Here is a 19,161-nt window from a genome sequence, read left to right as displayed (position 1 = left end):
ACTTTTTGTATATACTTAAAAAGGCTCCATAATCTCCACGGTGGTTTTACCCACTACAGAAATTATAGAGCCGAAAAGTTACTCTTCTTTTGTTATACTAGTAATATGAGTGAGGAGGCAATACAAATGTGGGAAAAGTTAAAAGTAGAGCAGAAGGAAAAATATCGAACTTTAATTACTAATTTTGCCAGTTTGAGCGAGGCTTTTTCACAAAAGTCTGAAACAGATGAGGAAAATGAAACCTTTAATTATGTGGCTCCGATTATTAATTCCAAATTTCAAGAAACAGTCTTTCAGAGATCCTTTCATGCAGTTGGTGAGGATATTGCCAACACTTCTTTTGATGCCTCGGTTATGGTGGACGATCAGCATAAATATCTAGTCGGAATCAAGTCTTTCGGCATTCAGTCAGGTGACCAAAAAGTTGCTCAGTTTAAGAAAGATTCACAGAGTTGGACAGAGATTTTACAAGAAATTAAGTTCAATGCCATGATTGCTCCAGATAAAGCAACGGCCGATAAAAATAATCATTCACTTTACTTGAAATTGGCCAAGGAAATTTCCTTGCTGCGTAATCAACGGATAGAATCATCCAAGGCACAAATTCGTGGTTTTACTTCTGATTCAACGGTGGAATCTGTTTACCATGTTTTAATGCCAACGGCAAAGGGAGCTAAACCACAAATCTTTGTAGGGGAAACCGGTTACCTTCTGATTGATGTGGAAAATTTACAAATCAAGGGGGCGACCAGTCTAAAAACTCCGACAAATTTCGCTTTTACAGACGGTCAGCACGACTATAAATACACTGCAGCAGATAGCCAACTCCACATGACTTTTCATAACAAAGAGATAGTTGTTGATACATGGGACGTAGACTATGTGGAAGATCCATTTTATATTTTTGAAAATCTCCATACCTTATCAACAGACGAGAAAGAAAAACAAGTTCTTGATTCGGTTTCATGGGTCATTACAGACAAGCATGGTCATGTTGAAGAAAATTCAGGTTTCAATGCTTTCAATGGTGGAGCAAAATTAGCTAAAAAGGATAGACTGGCTCGAATTCAAAAAATCCAAGAGGAGTTTGCTAGTCAACTCACTTCTGAAGAGTTGGCATTTGTGACCTATTCCTTGGAAGAAATTTTATTGAAAAAGTGGTCCACTAAAGAAGAAAAAGCTGAGATGAAGAAAATTCGCTCGGACTTGATGAGTTTTGCTCAAGAGTCAGGGATTGAGAGATTATCTGAAAAACTGGAGAAATTGGTTTATCGTCCTGTCAGTGAGGTTTATATTCCCCTGCCAGATTCTAAGAAGTTTCATGATGCTCGACCAGACTTTTTCGGTCACAATGTTGGGACATTTGATGAAACAGGCAAAAAATTGACACTGTCGAAAGAAGAACGAACTTTTACGCTTCGTTTTCTATCATCAGGAGATGCTATTGAAGCCTACATCAATCAAGAAACAGGCAAGGCTATTCAGTCGGTGGATAGGCAAGATATTCTTGGTGAATGGTTGCTGAGAGGTGTTTTTCAACTGGCTGAGCGTGAAGTGCTGACAGGGAAGAAATTAGAATCTCTGGAAATAAATGGTATTCGATTAACCAAATTCAAAAATGGCGAAATCGGTATCGAATTTATTTGGATTGATACGGAAAATCCACCAGCAGATGCGATTGGCTGGGTTAGTAGAAAAGGTAAAAAATGACAAATGTAAATAGCAAACTACAAATCCACCTCCCCTCTCTCATCCCTTTCGGTTTTATCTTTTCCGACAATCGTTACACCTACCGTGAAGTGTTCATGGAGGGGCAGTTTGAGGCGGTAGTGGAAGTCGATGAGGCTGGTCAGCTGTCGTCCTATATCTGGGATTGCGAGATGGAGGAGATTTACACTGCTCATCTGGTGACCGCACCCGCAGGAGCCTTTGTCAGCCAGGTCAAAGAGGCTTATGAGGCCATTCTTCTGCGTGTGACCGAAGCCTGCTTTATCGCTCTGCCATTTTCCAAAGACCAAAGCAACCGCATAGCCCAGCTCATCAAGGAGCAGTGGGGCGACCTTCCTGACTATCCCTTTGCCAAGTTGCCGACCTATGGGGCTTTTCGCCATCCCAACAATAACAAGTGGTACGCCCTGGTCAGTCAGATTCCGAGGGACAAGCTGGATGGGAGCGGGTCTAAAGAAGAGGTGGAGATTGTCAATCTCAAGGTCGATGGTCGGGAAATAGCAGAGCTGCTGAGTCAGTCGGGCATTTTCCCAGCCTATCACATGTCTAAGAAGTCTTGGGTGTCGGTCTTGCTGGATGATACGGTGGAGGATCAGACGGTTTTTGCCCTCCTTGAGAAAAGCCGTTATTTGGTGGGACCAAAATCCTACAAGGCGGCGCAAGGGCCTGATTACTGGGTTATTCCAGCCAATCCAAAGGTCTATGATATTGATACCGAGTTTGCGGAAAATAAGGTAGTCTATTGGCCACAAAAATCAACTATTCAAGCCGGGGACATCGTAGCCATTTATGTCACGGCACCTGTACAGGCCATTCGCTATGTTTGTCGTGTCTTAGGAGCGAATTTAGAAAATCACGGGGAGTCAGATATTCCGACAGAAAAGAAACTCATGCAGGTGGAATTGCTTGCTCAACTAACTGATGATGTGTTGCCGAGAGCGCGCATGATGGACTTGGGAGTCAGGGCGGTGCGTGGTCCTAGACGCTTGACAGAGGGCGTGATAGAAGTACTGACATCCGAAGTGAAAAACCTCTATTAAATTATCAGAATATTTAATAAAAAGACTTTACAAGTGGGTAAAAAAGAGTATAATAAGGTGTATAAATTTACAAGGAGGTAAGGTATGAAGAAAAGCTTCATTCATCAGCAAGAGGAGATTTCTTTCGTCAAAAATACATTCACTCAGTATTTGAAAGACAAGTTAGAAATCGTAGAAGTGCAAGGACCGATTTTGAGTCGTGTCGGGGATGGTATGCAGGATAATTTGTCCGGTGTGGAGAATGCGGTTACTGTTAATGTGAAGCTGATTCCAGATGCGACCTATGAAGTGGTTCATTCGCTTGCAAAATGGAAGCGTCATACCTTGGCTCGCTTTGGATTTCACGAAGGAGAAGGTCTTTTTGTACACATGAAGGCTCTTCGTCCTGACGAGGATTCCTTGGATCCCATTCACTCAGTATACGTGGATCAGTGGGATTGGGAAAAGGTCATCCCTGCTGGTCGTCGCAACTTGGCTTATTTGAAAGAAACTGTGGAGCAGATTTACAAGGCTATCCGTCTGACAGAGTTGGCAGTGGAGGCTCGTTATGACATTGAGTCTGTTTTGCCTAAGAAAATCACCTTTATCCACACGGAGGATTTGGTCAAGAACTTCCCAGACTTGACACCAAAAGAGCGTGAGAACGTGGTTGCCAAAGAATACGGTGCGGTTTTCCTAATCGGTATTGGTGGAGAACTGGCAGATGGGAAACCACATGATGGACGTGCCCCAGACTATGATGACTGGACAAGCCCATCAGAAGCAGGCTATAAAGGACTCAATGGGGACATCTTGGTTTGGAACGAAGCACTTGGTTCAGCCTTTGAGTTGTCCTCAATGGGGATTCGTGTGGATGAAGAAGCGCTGAAGCGCCAGGTTGCTATTACAGGTGACGAGGACCGTTTGGAATTTGATTGGCATCGTGCCCTTTTGAATGGTCTCTTCCCGCTGTCTATCGGTGGCGGTATCGGTCAATCTCGTTTGGCCATGTTCTTGCTTCGTAAGAAACATATTGGTGAAGTGCAGTCCAGCGTTTGGCCACAAGAAGTGCGCGATAATTTTGAGAACATTTTATAAGAGATTGGCTTCAATCTCTTTTCTTCTGCTTTCAATCTGCTATCTGAAAACATTTACAACAAGATTATCTGTGATTTTTGCGCCAATCTATGATATACTTTTTTAGTTAAATTAAAATATATAGAGGATATTATGACAAAACTTAGAGAAGACATCCGTAACGTAGCCATTATTGCCCACGTTGACCACGGAAAAACAACCCTCGTTGATGAATTATTGAAACAATCTCAAACCCTTGATGAGCGTACGCAGTTGGATGAGCGTGCCATGGACTCAAACGACATCGAAAAAGAGCGTGGAATCACTATCCTTGCTAAAAACACTGCCGTAGCTTATAACGGTACTCGTATCAACATCATGGATACACCAGGACACGCGGACTTCGGTGGTGAGGTTGAGCGCATCATGAAAATGGTTGACGGTGTTGTCCTTGTTGTGGATGCTTACGAAGGAACTATGCCACAGACCCGTTTCGTATTGAAAAAGGCTCTTGAGCAAAACTTGACCCCAATCGTCGTTGTCAACAAAATCGACAAGCCATCTGCTCGTCCAGAAGAAGTTGTGGATGAAGTGCTTGAGCTCTTCATCGAATTGGGTGCAGATGATGACCAATTGGAATTCCCTGTGGTTTATGCGTCAGCTATCAACGGAACTTCATCTTTGTCTGACAATCCAGCAGACCAAGAAGAAACAATGGCACCAATTTTCGATACCATCATCGAGCATATTCCAGCGCCAGTGGATAACTCAGATGAGCCTTTGCAGTTCCAAGTATCCCTTTTGGACTACAATGACTTCGTAGGTCGAATCGGTATCGGTCGTGTCTTCCGTGGAACTGTTAAAGTTGGTGACCAAGTTACCCTTTCTAAACTAGACGGCACAACGAAAAACTTCCGTGTTACAAAACTCTTCGGTTTCTTTGGACTTGAGCGTAAAGAAATCCAAGAAGCAAAAGCAGGTGACTTGATTGCTGTTTCTGGTATGGAAGACATCTTCGTTGGTGAAACTGTAACACCAACTGATGCAGTTGAGCCACTTCCAGTTCTTCGTATTGATGAGCCAACTCTTCAAATGACTTTCTTGGTGAACAACTCACCGTTTGCAGGTCGTGAAGGTAAATGGGTAACATCACGTAAAATCGAAGAGCGTCTTTTGGCAGAATTGCAGACAGACGTTTCTCTCCGTGTAGAAGCGACAGACTCGCCAGACAAATGGACTGTTTCTGGTCGTGGTGAATTGCACTTGTCTATCTTGATTGAAACCATGCGTCGTGAGGGCTATGAGCTTCAAGTATCACGTCCAGAAGTTATCATCAAGGAAATCGACGGCGTGAAAATGGAGCCATTCGAGCGCGTGCAAATCGATACTCCAGAAGAATACCAAGGTTCTGTTATCCAATCCCTATCTGAGCGTAAGGGTGATATGTTGGATATGATTTCAACTGGTAACGGTCAAACTCGTCTTGTTTTCCTTGTGCCTGCGCGTGGGTTGATTGGTTATTCAACAGAATTCCTTTCTATGACTCGTGGTTATGGTATCATGAACCATACTTTCGACCAATACTTGCCAGTTGTTCAAGGTGAGATCGGTGGTCGTCACCGTGGTGCCCTAGTTTCTATCGATCAAGGTAAGGCAACAACATACTCAATCATGCGTATCGAAGAGCGTGGTACAATCTTCGTTAACCCAGGTACTGAGGTTTATGAAGGAATGATTATCGGTGAAAACTCACGTGAAAATGACTTGACCGTTAACATTACGACTGCTAAACAAATGACCAACGTTCGTTCAGCAACCAAAGACCAAACGTCTGTAATTAAGACACCACGTATCTTGACTCTTGAAGAATCACTAGAATTCTTGAACGATGATGAATACATGGAAGTAACGCCAGAATCAATCCGTCTTCGTAAGCAAATCTTGAACAAGGCAGAGCGTGATAAGGCTGCGAAGAAGAAAAAATTAGCGACTGAGGAATAATTTCTAGGAGAAGAAGCATGTTTTATTTAATCCTCGCCATCATGTTAGTACTTTTTTATATATTTGTGGCACCTCGCAATATTAAGGGGACTATGAATTTGATTGCGGCAGTATTTTTACTGGTAGCATTAGCGATTGCCTTGGTACTTGGATTTTTAAGAATCATGCAATTTTCAAAGGAAATTTGGGTTGGTCTACTAATGATTCTGATTGGTTTTTGGGCGATGCGGGATATTTATTATCTCGATAAAGAACCGAAAGACAGGCAGAGGAGAACAGAGCGACCTGGTCCTTATAGATATAGATGAAATTAACCGACGCTTTGCGTCGGTTTTTCTGTCCTCTGGCTTGAAAAAGGTCTTCGTAAAGGGTAAAATAAGGTGTTAGAAAGTAAAGGTATTTGAGATGAAGATGGTTGATATTGTAAAAAATAAGAAAGTGTTAGTGCTAGGCTTAGCTAAATCAGGGGAATCTGCAGCCCGTCTCCTAGATAAATTGGGTGCTATCGTCACTGTTAACGATGGAAAGGCTTTTGAAGAAAATCCGACTGCTCAATCTTTGTTGGAAGATGGTATCCGTGTTATTTGCGGGAGCCATCCCTTGGAATTATTGGATGAAGATTTCGCTTTGATGGTAAAAAATCCAGGAATTCGCTATGATAATCCTATGGTTGAAAAAGCAATTGGAAAAGGAATTCCAGTATGGACAGAGGTTGAATTGGCCTACTTAGTATCAGATGCTCCAATCGTGGGGATTACAGGTTCGAACGGCAAGACAACGACAACGACCATGATTGCAGAAGTCTTGAATGCTGGAAATAAACCTGCAAAATTATGTGGAAATATTGGTTACCCAGCATCTTCGGTCGCTCAAACTGCGACTGCAGAGGATACCTTGGTCATGGAATTATCGTCTTTCCAGTTAATGGGGACAGAATCTTTCCGTCCGCATATCGCCGTTGTGACCAACCTCATTGCCAGTCATATTGATTATCATGGGACTTTTGAAGACTATGTAGCAGCTAAATGGATGATTCAGCGTCAGATGACGGCTGAGGATTTTGTGGTGCTCAACTTCAACCAGAAAGAAGCTAAGGAATTGGCCGAACAGCCCAAAGCAACTGTAGTTCCTTTTTCTACGCTGGAAGTGGTTGATGGAGCTTACTTGGCAGATGGAAAACTCTATTTCAAGGGTGAATACATCATGGATGCTGACCAAATTGGTGTTCCAGGTTCACACAATGTTGAAAATGCCTTGGCAACAATTGTGGTTGCAAAATTGTTGGGAGTAGATCACCAAGCGATTCAGGAAAGTTTGTCTGTCTTTGGAGGTGTCAAACACCGCTTGCAATTTGTAGGTGAGGTCAACGGAGTTTCCTTCTACAATGATAGTAAGTCTACCAATATCTTGGCGACTCAAAAAGCTCTTTCAGGGTTTGACAATAGCAAGGTCATTTTGATTGCAGGTGGATTAGACCGTGGCAATGAATTTGATGAATTAGTCCCTGATTTGGTCGGACTAAAGAAAATGGTGATCCTTGGTCAATCAGCTCCCCGTGTTCAACGTGCTGCAGATAAGGCAGAAGTGGGAACGATAGAAGCTCTCGATATTGCGGATGCAACTAGAAAAGCCTTTGCCATTGCGGAAAAAGGAGATATTGTACTTTTAAGTCCAGCCAATGCAAGCTGGGATATGTATGCCAATTTTGAAGTGCGTGGCGACGTCTTCTTACAGACCTTTGAGGAGTTGAAATAATCATGAAAAAAATTGTTTTTACAGGCGGAGGGACTGTTGGGCACGTGACGCTCAATCTCCTCTTGATTCCGCGATTTTTGGAAGAAGGCTGGGAAGTCCACTATATTGGTGATGGGAACGGTATTGAGCATGAGCAGGTTGTGAAATCAGGTTTAGATGTCCATTTTCATTCTATTTCGACTGGGAAATTGCGCCGTTATTTCTCTTTCCAAAATATGTTGGATGTGTTTAAAGTTGGTTTTGGTGTTCTTCAATCCTTAGCCATTATTGCAAAAATCCGTCCGCAAGCTCTTTTTTCAAAAGGTGGGTTTGTATCGGTTCCGCCAGTTATTGCAGCTAAATTCTTGCGAGTTCCGGTCTTTATCCATGAATCAGACTTAACAATGGGACTGGCCAATAAAATAGCCTATAAATTTGCGACAACCATGTATAGTACTTTTGAGCAACCTGCCAGCTTGACTAAAGTAAAACATGTTGGTGCGGTTACAAAAGTGGGGCAAACGAATGACAAAGTTACACCAATCCAGTTGCCAGAAATTCTCAGTCACTTCGATAAAAGTCTGCCGACCCTACTGTTTGTAGGTGGTTCGGGCGGTGCTAAAGTCTTTAATGATTTAATCAGTCAGAATAGTGCAGCTCTGACCGAACGATTCAATATTATCAACTTGACAGGGGACAGTAGTCTCAACCAATTAGATAAAAACCTATATAGAGTTGACTATGTGACAGAACTTTATCAACCGTTGATGGATTTAGCGGATGTCGTTATTACCCGTGGTGGTTCCAATACTCTGTTTGAGTTGATTGCCATGCAACAACTCCATTTGATTGTGCCACTAGGACGGCAGGCCAGTCGAGGGGACCAAATTGAAAATGCGCAATATGCAGAGAAAAAGGGATATTCTAAGCAGATTGATGAAAGTCAATTGACATTTGCCAGCCTGTTAGTAGAAGTCGATGAGTTATTGAAACATAAGGAATTTTATATCCAAAACATGGCAAATTCTAATGAAATTCAGTCAGTAGATAGTTTTTACAATTTGCTTAGAGAAGATATGGGAAGGTAGGTTCTATGACGGAAAAAGATTCAAATGTAGAAGAATCAGTGCTAGAAGTGGAACAGGCATCCCAAGTAGAATTGGATTCGGAACAAATTTCACCAGCAGAGAAAGAATCTGTATTAGCCGAAGAAAAAGGGCTTTCTACGGATGTAGACATACCTGAGATGACTGCTTCGGATGATGAAAAAAGTGCCTTTTTCGAACAATGGAAAGCACGCCACCAAGCCTACCTTGCTCATAAAGATGACGCAGATATTCAGGCAGTTGACGAGGGGCAGACAGAACAGAAGAGCCCAGAAGCTAAAAAGAGTAAAAGGGTTCTTTTTCAGGGAATAAACAGAAGACAAGAGAGTCTGGAATCCAAGACAGAAACAGATAAACAGGTCCAGCCTTTAAAAGTTGATATTCCTTCCAAAGTAGTCTGGAAAGCTATTCCGGTTCTTGTGACGAGTTTGTTACTGGCAGCTCTAGCCTTGTATTTTATTTCTCCAACCAGCAAGAAAAAACAAATAGAGGTTGTCGGAAATGAGCGACTAACTGCTGAGCAAGTAGAAAATTATAGCCTTATCTCTCCGGATGATTACATTGTAACCATAGCTTTGCATGCAGATGCTTACGCAAAGAATATTAAGAAGAATAGTTCGTCTGTAGAGACAGCAACAATCAAGTTCCAGTTTCCAGCTACCTTTACCATTCACATCAAAGAATACGCTATCATAGGCTACATTCAGCAACAAAGTCAGTGGTATCCAGTACTGTCTAGTGGAGTGGTTGGCGGAGAGCCGATTTCACAGGATTCTTTGCCAGAAGGCTACACAACGATTAATTTATCCGACAAGGAATTAATCAAGGAACTGGCCATTGAATTGGGTAAAATAGATGCAGGAATTCGTTCTGCTATTCAGACAATAAATTTAACGCCAAGTAAAGTGACTGCGGATTTGCTGACACTCAATATGGCAGATGGAAACACGGTTTTAGTTCCATTGAGTGAGATTAGCCAGAAGTTGCCTTACTATACAAAAATAGCGGCAGAAGTGACAGTTCCAACGACAATTGATATGGAAGTTGGTATTTATAGATATGCAAGCTGAAATAGATAATTTTGTAAAGAAAAAGTAATAAAAAAATCCTTTAAAAACACCATAATTCGATATAATATGGTATAATGAATGATGACTAATTATACTATTTTTCAAAATGGAAGATGATTTGTTAAAGTTGGAAGTAAGAGAGGACTGATAGAATGGCTAGGAACGGCTTTTTTACGGGATTAGATATTGGTACAAGCTCCGTTAAAGTCTTGGTTGCAGAATATATTGATAACGAAATGAATGTGATTGGGGTCAGCAATGTAAAAAGTGCTGGTGTCAAAGATGGAATTATTGTAAATATTGAGGTGGCTGCTGGAGCGATTAAAAAAGCAATCGAGCAGGCAGAAGAAAAGTCAGGTATCCGCATTGAAAAGGTAAATGTTGGATTACCTGCCAACCTTCTTCAGATTGAACCGACTCAAGGGATGATTCCTGTTACAACAGATTCACAAGAAATTACAGACTTGGATGTTGAAAATGTTGTAAAATCAGCATTGACAAAGAGTATGACTCCGGAACGCGAAGTGATTTCATTTATTCCAGAAGAGTTCACTGTCGATGGATTCCAAGGCATTAAGGACCCTCGTGGAATGATGGGAATTCGCTTGGAAATGCGTGGTATGCTGTATACAGGCCCACGTACCATTCTTCACAATCTTCGTAAAACGGTGGAGCGTGCAGGTGTCCAAGTTGAAAATATTGTAATTTCTCCGTTGGCACTAACTCGCTCTGTATTGAATGAAGGTGAACGTGAGTTTGGTGCGACTGTCATTGATCTTGGTGGCGGTCAAACGACTGTGGCTGTTATGCGTGGCCAAGAGTTGCAATATACAAACATCTACCAAGAAGGTGGAGATTATATCACAAACGATATTTCAAAAGTATTGACAACTTCAAAGAGTATTGCTGAAAACTTGAAATACAACTACGGCATTGCCTATCCGCAAGATGCTAGTGACAAGGAAAAATTCACTGTTGACGTGATTGGAGAAAACGCTCCAGTTGAAGTGACCGAGCGCTACCTTTCAGAAGTGATAGCAGCACGTCTGCGTCAGATTTTTGACCGTGTGAAACAAGATTTGGAGCGTACACGTGCTCTAGATTTACCAGGAGGCATTGTTATTGTAGGTGGTGGTGCTATCTTACCAGGAATTACAGAATTGGCCCAAGAAGTGTTTGGTGTTAACACTAAACTTTATGTTCCAAATCAGATTGGTATCCGCAATCCTGCATTTGCAAGTGTGATTAGCTTTGTTGAGTATGTTGGTGAGTTAGAAGATGTAGAAAATATTGCCCAACATGCAGTAAATGGTGAAACTACCTTGAGACATAAGCCAGTTGAAATTCCTGTTGCTCGTCCTCGGATTAGTCAGCCAATTCAAAGAGAAATCGTGAACGAATTGAACACAGTTGATCAGGTAGAGGAACAAGTTGCTCCTACTTACCATGATGAGGAAGAAGAAGTTCGTCCAGCTGCTAAGGGAAACATCACAGATCGCATTCGTGGTTTGTTTGGCAGCATGTTTGAATAAGAGAAAAGAAAAGGTGATTTAAACTATGGCATTTTCATTTGAAGCAGCAGCTAGTCATGGTGCTGTCATTAAAGTAATTGGTGTCGGCGGTGGTGGCGGGAACGCGATCAACCGTATGATTGAAGAAGGTGTTGCTGGGGTTGAGTTCATTGCAGCAAACACAGATGTACAAGCGCTAAGTAGCTCTAAAGCTGAAACAGTTATCCAACTAGGTCCTAAATTGACTCGTGGCTTGGGTGCTGGAGGTCAACCTGAGGTTGGTCGTAAAGCTGCTGAGGAAAGCGAAGAAGCATTGACTAATGTATTAACTGGTGCAGATATGGTCTTCATCACTGCTGGTATGGGCGGTGGCTCAGGAACTGGTGCGGCTCCTGTTATTGCACGTATTGCTAAAAACTTGGGTGCGTTGACTGTCGCAGTTGTGACTCGTCCGTTTGGTTTTGAAGGTAATAAACGTGGAAACTTTGCGATTGAGGGAATTGAAGGTCTTCGCGAACAAGTAGATACACTCTTAATTATTTCAAACAACAACCTTCTTGAAATTGTTGATAAGAAAACACCGCTTTTAGAAGCACTAAGCGAAGCTGATAATGTTCTTCGTCAAGGTGTTCAAGGAATTACAGACTTGATTACAAATCCTGGTTTGATTAACTTGGACTTTGCAGATGTGAAGACAGTTATGGAAAACAAAGGAAACGCCTTGATGGGTATCGGTATCGGTACTGGTGAGGACCGAGTGATTGAGGCGGCTCGTAAAGCGATTTATTCTCCTCTTCTTGAAACAACAATTGATGGTGCAGAGGATGTCATTGTCAATGTTACAGGTGGTTATGACATGACTCTGACAGAAGCAGAAGATGCTTCAGAAATCGTTAATCAGGCTGCGGGTCAAGGTGTTAACATTTGGTTGGGTACATCTATTGATGAAACAATGAAAGATGAGATTCGTGTGACTGTTGTGGCTACAGGTGTTCGTCAAGATACTGCTGATAAACCAGCCCGCCATCGCACGGAAGCTGTTTCACCACGCCCTTCTCAACGCTTTGATCATTCAGTAGCATCAGCACCAACACGTGGAGCCGTACAACAAACTGAAGCGCCGAAAGCTTCTGCCTTCGGAGAGTGGGATTTGCGTCGTGAAAACTTGATTCGTCCAACTGACACAGAACCAACCTCCACTGTTTCAGTCGAAAAATTTACAATGGATCAAGATGAGGATGAATTGGATACACCACCATTCTTCCGTAATCGCTAAACTAAAATGAATTTTCAAAAGAATAAGGATGCTATCTTTTCAGCAGTGGCAAAAGCTGCTGAAAAGGCAGGTCGTCCGAGTGAATCAGTAAAGGTAATAGCTGTCACCAAATATGTTGACAGCTCTATTGCTAATCAGCTAGTGAATACTGGAATTACTCATATTGGAGAAAATCGAGTCGATCAGTTCTTGGAAAAGTATAATGCCCTAGCAGATAAACAATTGACATGGCATTTGATAGGGACTTTACAGAGAAGAAAGGTCAAGGACATTATTCCATTTGTTGATTATTTCCACGCCCTAGACTCTGTCAAACTAGCTCAGGAAATAGATAAACGTGCGACTAAAATAGTCAAGTGTTTCCTCCAAGTCAACGTTTCCGGTGAGGAGAGTAAGCATGGCTTTGCAGTATCTGAGATTGATGCGGCACTTGCTGAAATTAGTTTATTGGAGAACATTGAACTTGTTGGATTGATGACGATGGCACCGATTGATGCTACAGATGATGAATTAGACGAGATTTTTTCTAAAATGCAGGAAATCCAAGAAGAACTAGCTAGAAGGAACTTACCACGTATGCCCTTTACAGAGTTAAGTATGGGAATGAGTGGGGACTTTGAACGCGCCATTGCTCACGGAGCTACATATGTGAGAATTGGCTCAGCATTCTTTGAATAATGGAGAGGAGGAAAATATGGCATTAAAAGATACATTTAAGAACTTATTTAATTACTTTGAAGTTGACGAAGTCAATGAAGTTGAAGAACAGGCAGATGCCTATTCAATGCCTAATGATCGTCCTAAAATGCGTGTTGCCAATACTACTGCAGCTGCACCTGTGCGCGAACAGCAGCCAAAAGTAGAGACGCGTCGGGAAGCACGTTCAGAAAGTCAACTTCAACGCCTACATGAAAGGCAGCAAGAATTGATGACTAATAATAACGAAAAAGAGATTGTCAAAACTACAATTGATATTAAGTTTCCAAAACGTTATGAAGATGCACCAGAGATGGTAAATCTTTTATTAGACAATGCGAGTATTCTCATTGATTTTCAATATATGTCGGAGCAACAAGCAAGACGTTGCCTAGACTACTTGGATGGTGCTCGTTCAGTATTATCTGGAAATTTGAAAAAGGTCTCAAATACCATGTGGCTGTTAACTCCAGTAAATGTCACTGTTAATATTGAAGAATTGCGCAATGCTGGTACAACTACTGGTGCGGCTGATTTAAATTTTGACTTTGATATAAAACGGTAACGCTATGCAAATTTTGATTTTTTTACTATTAAAAATTGTAGAAATTTATTCCTATCTCTTATTGGCATACGCTTTGCTAAGTTGGTTTCCTAGCCTATATACAAGCTCGATTGGACGTTTGATTCAATGGCTGGTAGCACCCATTTTAAAACCCTTTAGGCGATTTAATCTGCAATTTATGGGGTTGGATTGGACCGTAATGGCAGCCATGATTGCGCTTAATATGGGAACTCGCTTCTTGGTTCAATTATTGCTACTGTTAGCATAGTTATGAAAAATGACAAAAACTTATTGCAACATTTTTCTAGGGAAGAAAGAGAGTTTGTAGAGAAAATAATGGATATGTGTCAGCAAGTTGAAGATACGTATTCATATAGATTAACTCACTTTTTACATCCTAGACAAGATGAAATTGTATGCAAAATTGCTAACTACTACCAGTTACAAACGTTTTCTAGTCGGGACTTTGTTTCGACTGAACATTCGCGGGTTATTATTGCCCCGGCTTATTATGAGTTGGACATCAAGGACTTTGAGTTAACCGCTCTTCATTTGTCCTATGCTAGAAAATTTCACACCTTATCCCATTCACAAGTTCTTGGAACTTTTCTCAATCAACTAGGGATTAAAAGGGAGTATTTGGGTGATATTTTGATTGATGATGAACGATTGATTGTCTTTATCGATCAGAAATTTGGGCAGATTGCCTTACAATCTATCACTAAAATTGCTCGTGTCCCTGTTAAGGGAAAGGAAGAAGAATGGATGACTGTTCGACTACCGATTGGACAGGAATGGCGTTCAAAGGATGTGTTGGTTTCCAGTATGAGATTGGATAAAGTGATTTCGGTCGCATTTAATCTTTCAAGGGCAACTGCAAATAAGTTGATTGAGGCTGGACATGTGAAGTTGGATTATGTTCTGACAGAACAAACCAGTAAATTAGTTGAAATAGGGCAATTAATTAGTGTTAGGAGATATGGTAGAGTTCGCCTAAATGAATTTTTAGGTTTTTCTAAGCAAGGGAAGATAAAATTAAAGTTAGACATTGTTAAAACTTAGGAGGAAAGATGGCACTTACAGCATTAGAATTAAAAGATAAAACCTTTGCTACAAAATTTAGAGGATACGACGCAGATGAAGTTGATGACTTTTTGGACATTGTAACGCGTGATTATGAGGATTTAATTCGTAAAAATCATGACCAAGAGTTAGAATTGAAAAATTTGCGGGAACGTTTGGCTTATTTTGATGAGATGAAAGAATCATTGAGTAAATCAGTTCTTTTAGCTCAAGATACAGCTGAGAAAGTAAAGGTTGCGGCCGAAGATCAAGCGGCAAATATTATTAAACAAGCTGACTATGATGCGGCAACATTGTTACATGAAGCTAAAGATAAGGCAAATGAAATTCTTCGTAATGCGACTGACAACGCGAAAAAAGTTGTCATTGAGACTGAAGAATTAAAAAACAAGACACGTATTTTCCATCAGCGTCTGAAATCAACAGTTGAAAGCCAATTATCATTGGTTAATTCATCTGAATGGGAGGAAATTCTTCGCCCAACAGCAAGTTACATTCAAACAAGTGACGAGGCTTTCCGTGATGTTCTTCATAAGGCTTTGGATGAAGAATTACCTGTTGAAGAAGAAAGTTTGGATTATACACGTCAATTGACACCAGAAGAAATTGCAGAATTAACTCGTCAGGCAGCAGCTTTTGAGAGTGGAGAGTCTGTAGAAATTTCAACAGAAGAATAATAAAGATCATAAGCAGAGACACGGTCGGTAGAAATATTTATAGCGAGTAGGAGATGGTGGAAGCCCTACAATCTCTTTCTATGGATCATCACTTTGTTTGATTTTTCCTGAAAATAGTAAGGAAAGACGCCCGTTCACGTTACGAACATAGAGGGATAGGGGAAACTCTATCTAAACTAAGGTGGTACCACGAACTTTCGTCCTTATTTGGCGGGAGTTTTTTTATTTTTATGATACGATTAGAATTAGTAAACAAGGACAACTTTGAAGCAGTGTTACAAGTTCAACTTGCACCTGAGGACCAGCGCCGAGTGGCATCGGTTGAATATTCTTTAGCCCAGGCTTGGCTATATAAAGATTCGGGAATGATTCTACCATATGCTGTGCTATCTGGCGGAAAAGTTGTCGGTTTTGCAATGTTATCTATTGATCCCAAAGATAATAGTTATTATTTATGGCGCTTGTTGATTGATAAGGATTTTCAAAATCGTGGATACGGAAAGGAAGCCATCCAGCAAATGATTGGAAAGGCGAAGGCGGATCCGCTTTGTCATAAAATTTCTATAAATTATGTCATTGGCAATCATAAAATGAGGTACATTTTAGAAAAACTTGGTTTTCAATCCGTTGGTTTAGAAGGCCAAGAAATGAAAATGGAATTAATTATAAGATAAAGGAGTTATGATGAAACTAAAAGAAACACTCAATTTAGGTAAGACAGCATTTCCTATGCGTGCAGGCTTACCAACTCGCGAACCAGAATGGCAAAAGGCTTGGGATGAAGCAAACTTGTATGCTCGTCGCCAAGAACTCAATGAAGGCAAACCTGCCTTCCACCTCCACGATGGCCCTCCATACGCAAACGGAAATATCCACGTTGGACACGCTTTGAACAAGATTTCTAAAGATATTATCGTTCGCTCTAAGTCAATGTCTGGCTTCCGTGCGCCATTTGTACCGGGTTGGGATACGCATGGTCTTCCTATTGAGCAAGTCTTGGCAAAACAAGGTGTTAAGCGCAAGGAAATGGACTTGGTAGAATACCTTGAAATGTGCCGTGACTACGCTCTTAGTCAAGTTGACAAGCAACGTGATGATTTCAAACGCTTGGGTGTTTCTGCAGACTGGGAAAATCCATACATCACCTTGACGAAAGACTATGAAGCTGCTCAAATCCGTGTCTTCGGTGCTATGGCAGACAAGGGCTATATTTACCGTGGTGCTAAGCCTGTTTACTGGTCATGGTCATCTGAATCTGCCCTTGCAGAAGCTGAAATCGAATACCATGACATTGACTCAACATCCCTTTACTATGCTAACAAGGTCAAAGATGGCAAGGGGCTCTTGGATACAGACAGCTACATCGTTGTCTGGACCACAACTCCATTTACAGTAACGGCTTCTCGCGGTTTGACAATGGGAGCAGACATTGACTATGTCTTGGTTCAACCAGCTGGTTCTGACCGTAAGTATGTCTTGGCAGAAGCTTTGGTTGATAGCTTGGCAGCCAAATTCGGTTGGGAATCTTTCGAAGTGATTTCAAAACACAAGGGTGCTGAGTTTGAATATATCGTGACCGAACACCCATGGGATAGAGAAGTTGATGAATTGGTCATCTTGGGCGATCACGTCACAACGGACTCGGGTACTGGTATCGTCCATACGGCTCCAGGTTTTGGTGAGGATGACTATAATGTCGGTGTCAAATATGACTTGGAGGTTGCGGTAACTGTCAATGAACGTGGCTTGATGAATGAAGCTGCGGGTCCTGATTTTGAAGGGCAATTCTATGATAAGGTTGTACCAACGGTTAAGGAAAAATTGGGCGACTTGCTCCTTGCTAGTGAAGTGATTAATCACTCATACCCATTTGACTGGAGAACCAAGAAGCCAATCATCTGGCGTGCAGTACCACAGTGGTTTGCCTCTGTCTCTAAATTCCGTCAGGAAATCTTGGACCAAATCGAAGCAACGACCTTTATTCCTGCTTGGGGTAAAACACGTCTTTACAACATGATCCGTGACCGCGGTGACTGGGTCATCTCTCGTCAGCGTGCTTGGGGTGTGCCTCTTCCAATTTTCTATGCAGAAGATGGTACAGCGATTATGACCAAGGAAGTGACAGACCACGTTGCTGCCCTTTTTGAAGAGCATGGTTCTATCATCTGGTGGAAATCAGAAGCAAAAGATCTTTTGCCAGCTGGTTTCACTCATCCAGGTTCACCAAATGGCGAATTTACCAAAGAAACAGACATCATGGACGTATGGTTTGACTCTGGTTCATCTTGGAATGGTGTCATGAACGCCCGTGAAAATCTTGCCTACCCAGCAGACCTCTACCTAGAAGGTTCTGACCAATACCGTGGTTGGTTTAACTCATCCTTGATTACCTCTGTAGCCGTAAATGGTCATGCACCATACAAGGCTGTCTTGTCACAAGGTTTTGTCTTAGATGGCAAAGGTATGAAGATGTCTAAATCTCTAGGCAATACCATTCTTCCAAGTGATGTTGAGAAACAATTTGGTGCAGAAATCTTGCGTCTGTGGGTGACATCCGTTGATACTTCAAACGATGTGCGTGTGTCTATGGATATTCTTGGACAGGTTTCTGAAACCTACCGTAAAATCCGTAATACCCTTCGCTTCTTGATTGCCAACACTTCTGATTTCAATCCTGCAAGTGATGCGGTGGCTTACGAAGAGCTTCGTTCTGTTGACCAATATCTCTTGGTGAAATTTAACAAATTGGTAGCTCAAATCCGTGAAGCCTACGACAATTATGATTTCATGGGCATCTACAAATCTGTAGTAAACTTTGTAACACTTGACTTGTCAGCCTTCTACCTCGATTTTGCCAAAGATGTTGTCTACATTGATGGTGCTAAATCACTTTCTCGCCGTCAGATGCAGACAGTTTTCTATGACATCTTGGTGAAAATTACCAAGCTCTTGACCCCAATCTTGCCACACACAGCAGAAGAAATTTGGTCATACTTGGAACACGAAGCAGAAGAGTTTGTACAATTGGCGGAAATGCCAGAGGTGGAAACCTTTGCCAATGAAGCGCAACTTTTGGCTGATTGGGAAAACTTTATGGTCTTCCGTACTCAGGCACAAAAAGCCTTGGAAGAAGCACGTAATGCCAAAGTCATCGGTAAATCACTTGAAGCTCATTTGACTGCCTATGTTTCAGCTGAAACCAAGTCCTTCTTGGAGAGCTTGAATGCAGACCTTGCTCAGTTGCTCATCGTTTCTAACCTTACAGTAACCACGGAAGCAGCTCCTGAAAGTGCTGTTCTGGTAGAAGAAGTTGCCTTTACTGTAGAGCGTGCAAGCGGTGAAGTATGTGACCGTTGCCGCCGTATTGATACTAGTGTTGTAGAACGCAGTTATGGAGCAACAATCTGTGACCACTGTGCAAGCGTAGTGGAAGAAAACTTTGCTGAAGCAGTAGCTCAAGGTTTTGAAGCTTAAGCAATCACAATACATTTGTTAAAGTCTATCTAGCGATAGGCTTTTTTTGTAATACTCTTCGAAAATCAAAAGGCTCTTTGTCAACTGTAGTGGGTAGATGAAAAGCTAACACCTAGAGAGGACGAACTTCGTTCTCTCTTTCTT

The 19,161-nt window shown here is 41.7% G+C and carries 17 protein-coding genes; all 17 read left to right on the top strand.

The genetic code is table 11. The features are described from left to right. The first annotated feature begins 126 nt into the window (after window positions 1–126). Window positions 127–1,710: a hypothetical protein gene (locus P7J49_RS11160; protein WP_408570701.1), complete on the top strand. Its 1,584-nt coding sequence runs from the start codon at window positions 127–129 to the stop codon at window positions 1,708–1,710. Next, entirely contained in the window at window positions 1,707–2,768 is a 1,062-nt protein-coding gene (locus P7J49_RS11155; protein ID WP_408570700.1) for an MmcQ/YjbR family DNA-binding protein, read from the top strand. The genes P7J49_RS11160 and P7J49_RS11155 overlap by 4 nt, the downstream gene beginning before the upstream one ends. Before the next feature lie 84 nt (window positions 2,769–2,852). After that, a complete protein-coding gene (gene asnA / locus P7J49_RS11150; RefSeq protein ID WP_408570699.1) occupies window positions 2,853–3,845 on the top strand; it encodes an aspartate--ammonia ligase in 993 nt (330 codons plus the stop codon). 132 nt (window positions 3,846–3,977) lie between these two features. Next, complete coding sequence (typA, locus tag P7J49_RS11145) at window positions 3,978–5,825, top strand: translational GTPase TypA (RefSeq protein ID WP_105117491.1); 1,848 nt, start codon at window positions 3,978–3,980, stop codon at window positions 5,823–5,825. A 17-nt stretch (window positions 5,826–5,842) separates the two neighbouring features. Beyond that, complete coding sequence (locus P7J49_RS11140; protein WP_002943024.1) at window positions 5,843–6,133, top strand: DUF3165 family protein; 291 nt, start codon at window positions 5,843–5,845, stop codon at window positions 6,131–6,133. Between the two features lie 97 nt (window positions 6,134–6,230). Further along, window positions 6,231–7,580 carry a UDP-N-acetylmuramoyl-L-alanine--D-glutamate ligase gene (gene murD, locus P7J49_RS11135; RefSeq protein ID WP_408570698.1) on the top strand — a complete coding sequence of 450 codons (1,350 nt, stop codon included), beginning with the start codon at window positions 6,231–6,233 and terminating at the stop codon, window positions 7,578–7,580. Window positions 7,581–7,582: 2 nt separating this feature from the next. Further along, window positions 7,583–8,647, top strand: coding sequence for a UDP-N-acetylglucosamine--N-acetylmuramyl-(pentapeptide) pyrophosphoryl-undecaprenol N-acetylglucosamine transferase (locus tag P7J49_RS11130; RefSeq protein ID WP_408570697.1), 1,065 nt, complete (start codon window positions 7,583–7,585; stop codon window positions 8,645–8,647). 5 nt (window positions 8,648–8,652) lie between these two features. Then, window positions 8,653–9,735: a cell division protein FtsQ/DivIB gene (locus tag P7J49_RS11125; RefSeq protein ID WP_408570696.1), complete on the top strand. Its 1,083-nt coding sequence runs from the start codon at window positions 8,653–8,655 to the stop codon at window positions 9,733–9,735. 152 nt (window positions 9,736–9,887) lie between these two features. Continuing rightward, window positions 9,888–11,267, top strand: coding sequence for a cell division protein FtsA (ftsA, locus tag P7J49_RS11120; RefSeq protein WP_024375744.1), 1,380 nt, complete (start codon window positions 9,888–9,890; stop codon window positions 11,265–11,267). Between the two features lie 25 nt (window positions 11,268–11,292). Next, the gene (gene ftsZ / locus P7J49_RS11115; protein ID WP_398578592.1) at window positions 11,293–12,522 is read left to right on the top strand and encodes a cell division protein FtsZ; all 1,230 of its coding nucleotides are present in this window, start codon (window positions 11,293–11,295) and stop codon (window positions 12,520–12,522) included. A 6-nt stretch (window positions 12,523–12,528) separates the two neighbouring features. Further along, window positions 12,529–13,200, top strand: a complete 672-nt coding sequence (locus P7J49_RS11110) for a YggS family pyridoxal phosphate-dependent enzyme (protein ID WP_105116170.1) — start codon at window positions 12,529–12,531, stop codon at window positions 13,198–13,200. 16 nt (window positions 13,201–13,216) lie between these two features. After that, on the top strand, window positions 13,217–13,783 hold the full coding sequence (locus tag P7J49_RS11105) for a cell division protein SepF (protein WP_408570695.1): 567 nt from the start codon (window positions 13,217–13,219) through the stop codon (window positions 13,781–13,783). 4 nt (window positions 13,784–13,787) lie between these two features. After that, a complete protein-coding gene (locus tag P7J49_RS11100; RefSeq protein WP_002943042.1) occupies window positions 13,788–14,051 on the top strand; it encodes a YggT family protein in 264 nt (87 codons plus the stop codon). 2 nt (window positions 14,052–14,053) lie between these two features. Next, window positions 14,054–14,845, top strand: a complete 792-nt coding sequence (locus P7J49_RS11095; protein ID WP_105242353.1) for an RNA-binding protein — start codon at window positions 14,054–14,056, stop codon at window positions 14,843–14,845. 8 nt (window positions 14,846–14,853) lie between these two features. Then, window positions 14,854–15,543: a DivIVA domain-containing protein gene (locus tag P7J49_RS11090; protein WP_024385043.1), complete on the top strand. Its 690-nt coding sequence runs from the start codon at window positions 14,854–14,856 to the stop codon at window positions 15,541–15,543. Window positions 15,544–15,773: 230 nt separating this feature from the next. Further along, window positions 15,774–16,217, top strand: a complete 444-nt coding sequence (locus P7J49_RS11085; protein WP_205026312.1) for a GNAT family N-acetyltransferase — start codon at window positions 15,774–15,776, stop codon at window positions 16,215–16,217. 10 nt (window positions 16,218–16,227) lie between these two features. Beyond that, window positions 16,228–19,017, top strand: coding sequence for an isoleucine--tRNA ligase (ileS, locus tag P7J49_RS11080; RefSeq protein WP_230333333.1), 2,790 nt, complete (start codon window positions 16,228–16,230; stop codon window positions 19,015–19,017). Window positions 19,018–19,161 lie beyond the last annotated feature (144 nt).

The sequence above is a fragment of the Streptococcus suis genome (assembly GCF_046032515.1).
Taxonomy (GTDB): Bacteria; Bacillota; Bacilli; order Lactobacillales; family Streptococcaceae; genus Streptococcus; species Streptococcus suis_AL.
The sequence above is the reverse complement of the archived record's forward strand: the minus strand, read 5'-3'. Positions and strand labels throughout refer to the sequence as shown.

Bases quoted from the DNA above. Each gene is read 5' to 3' on its own strand.
- P7J49_RS11160 (WP_408570701.1), top strand. From the start codon at position 127: ATGTGGGAAAAGTTAAAAGTAGAGCAGAAGGAAAAATATCGAACTTTA.
- P7J49_RS11155 (WP_408570700.1), top strand. From the start codon at position 1,707: ATGACAAATGTAAATAGCAAACTACAAATCCACCTCCCCTCTCTCATC.
- asnA (WP_408570699.1), top strand. From the start codon at position 2,853: ATGAAGAAAAGCTTCATTCATCAGCAAGAGGAGATTTCTTTCGTCAAA.
- typA (WP_105117491.1), top strand. From the start codon at position 3,978: ATGACAAAACTTAGAGAAGACATCCGTAACGTAGCCATTATTGCCCAC.
- P7J49_RS11140 (WP_002943024.1), top strand. From the start codon at position 5,843: ATGTTTTATTTAATCCTCGCCATCATGTTAGTACTTTTTTATATATTT.
- murD (WP_408570698.1), top strand. From the start codon at position 6,231: ATGAAGATGGTTGATATTGTAAAAAATAAGAAAGTGTTAGTGCTAGGC.
- P7J49_RS11130 (WP_408570697.1), top strand. From the start codon at position 7,583: ATGAAAAAAATTGTTTTTACAGGCGGAGGGACTGTTGGGCACGTGACG.
- P7J49_RS11125 (WP_408570696.1), top strand. From the start codon at position 8,653: ATGACGGAAAAAGATTCAAATGTAGAAGAATCAGTGCTAGAAGTGGAA.
- ftsA (WP_024375744.1), top strand. From the start codon at position 9,888: ATGGCTAGGAACGGCTTTTTTACGGGATTAGATATTGGTACAAGCTCC.
- ftsZ (WP_398578592.1), top strand. From the start codon at position 11,293: ATGGCATTTTCATTTGAAGCAGCAGCTAGTCATGGTGCTGTCATTAAA.
- P7J49_RS11110 (WP_105116170.1), top strand. From the start codon at position 12,529: ATGAATTTTCAAAAGAATAAGGATGCTATCTTTTCAGCAGTGGCAAAA.
- P7J49_RS11105 (WP_408570695.1), top strand. From the start codon at position 13,217: ATGGCATTAAAAGATACATTTAAGAACTTATTTAATTACTTTGAAGTT.
- P7J49_RS11100 (WP_002943042.1), top strand. From the start codon at position 13,788: ATGCAAATTTTGATTTTTTTACTATTAAAAATTGTAGAAATTTATTCC.
- P7J49_RS11095 (WP_105242353.1), top strand. From the start codon at position 14,054: ATGAAAAATGACAAAAACTTATTGCAACATTTTTCTAGGGAAGAAAGA.
- P7J49_RS11090 (WP_024385043.1), top strand. From the start codon at position 14,854: ATGGCACTTACAGCATTAGAATTAAAAGATAAAACCTTTGCTACAAAA.
- P7J49_RS11085 (WP_205026312.1), top strand. From the start codon at position 15,774: ATGATACGATTAGAATTAGTAAACAAGGACAACTTTGAAGCAGTGTTA.
- ileS (WP_230333333.1), top strand. From the start codon at position 16,228: ATGAAACTAAAAGAAACACTCAATTTAGGTAAGACAGCATTTCCTATG.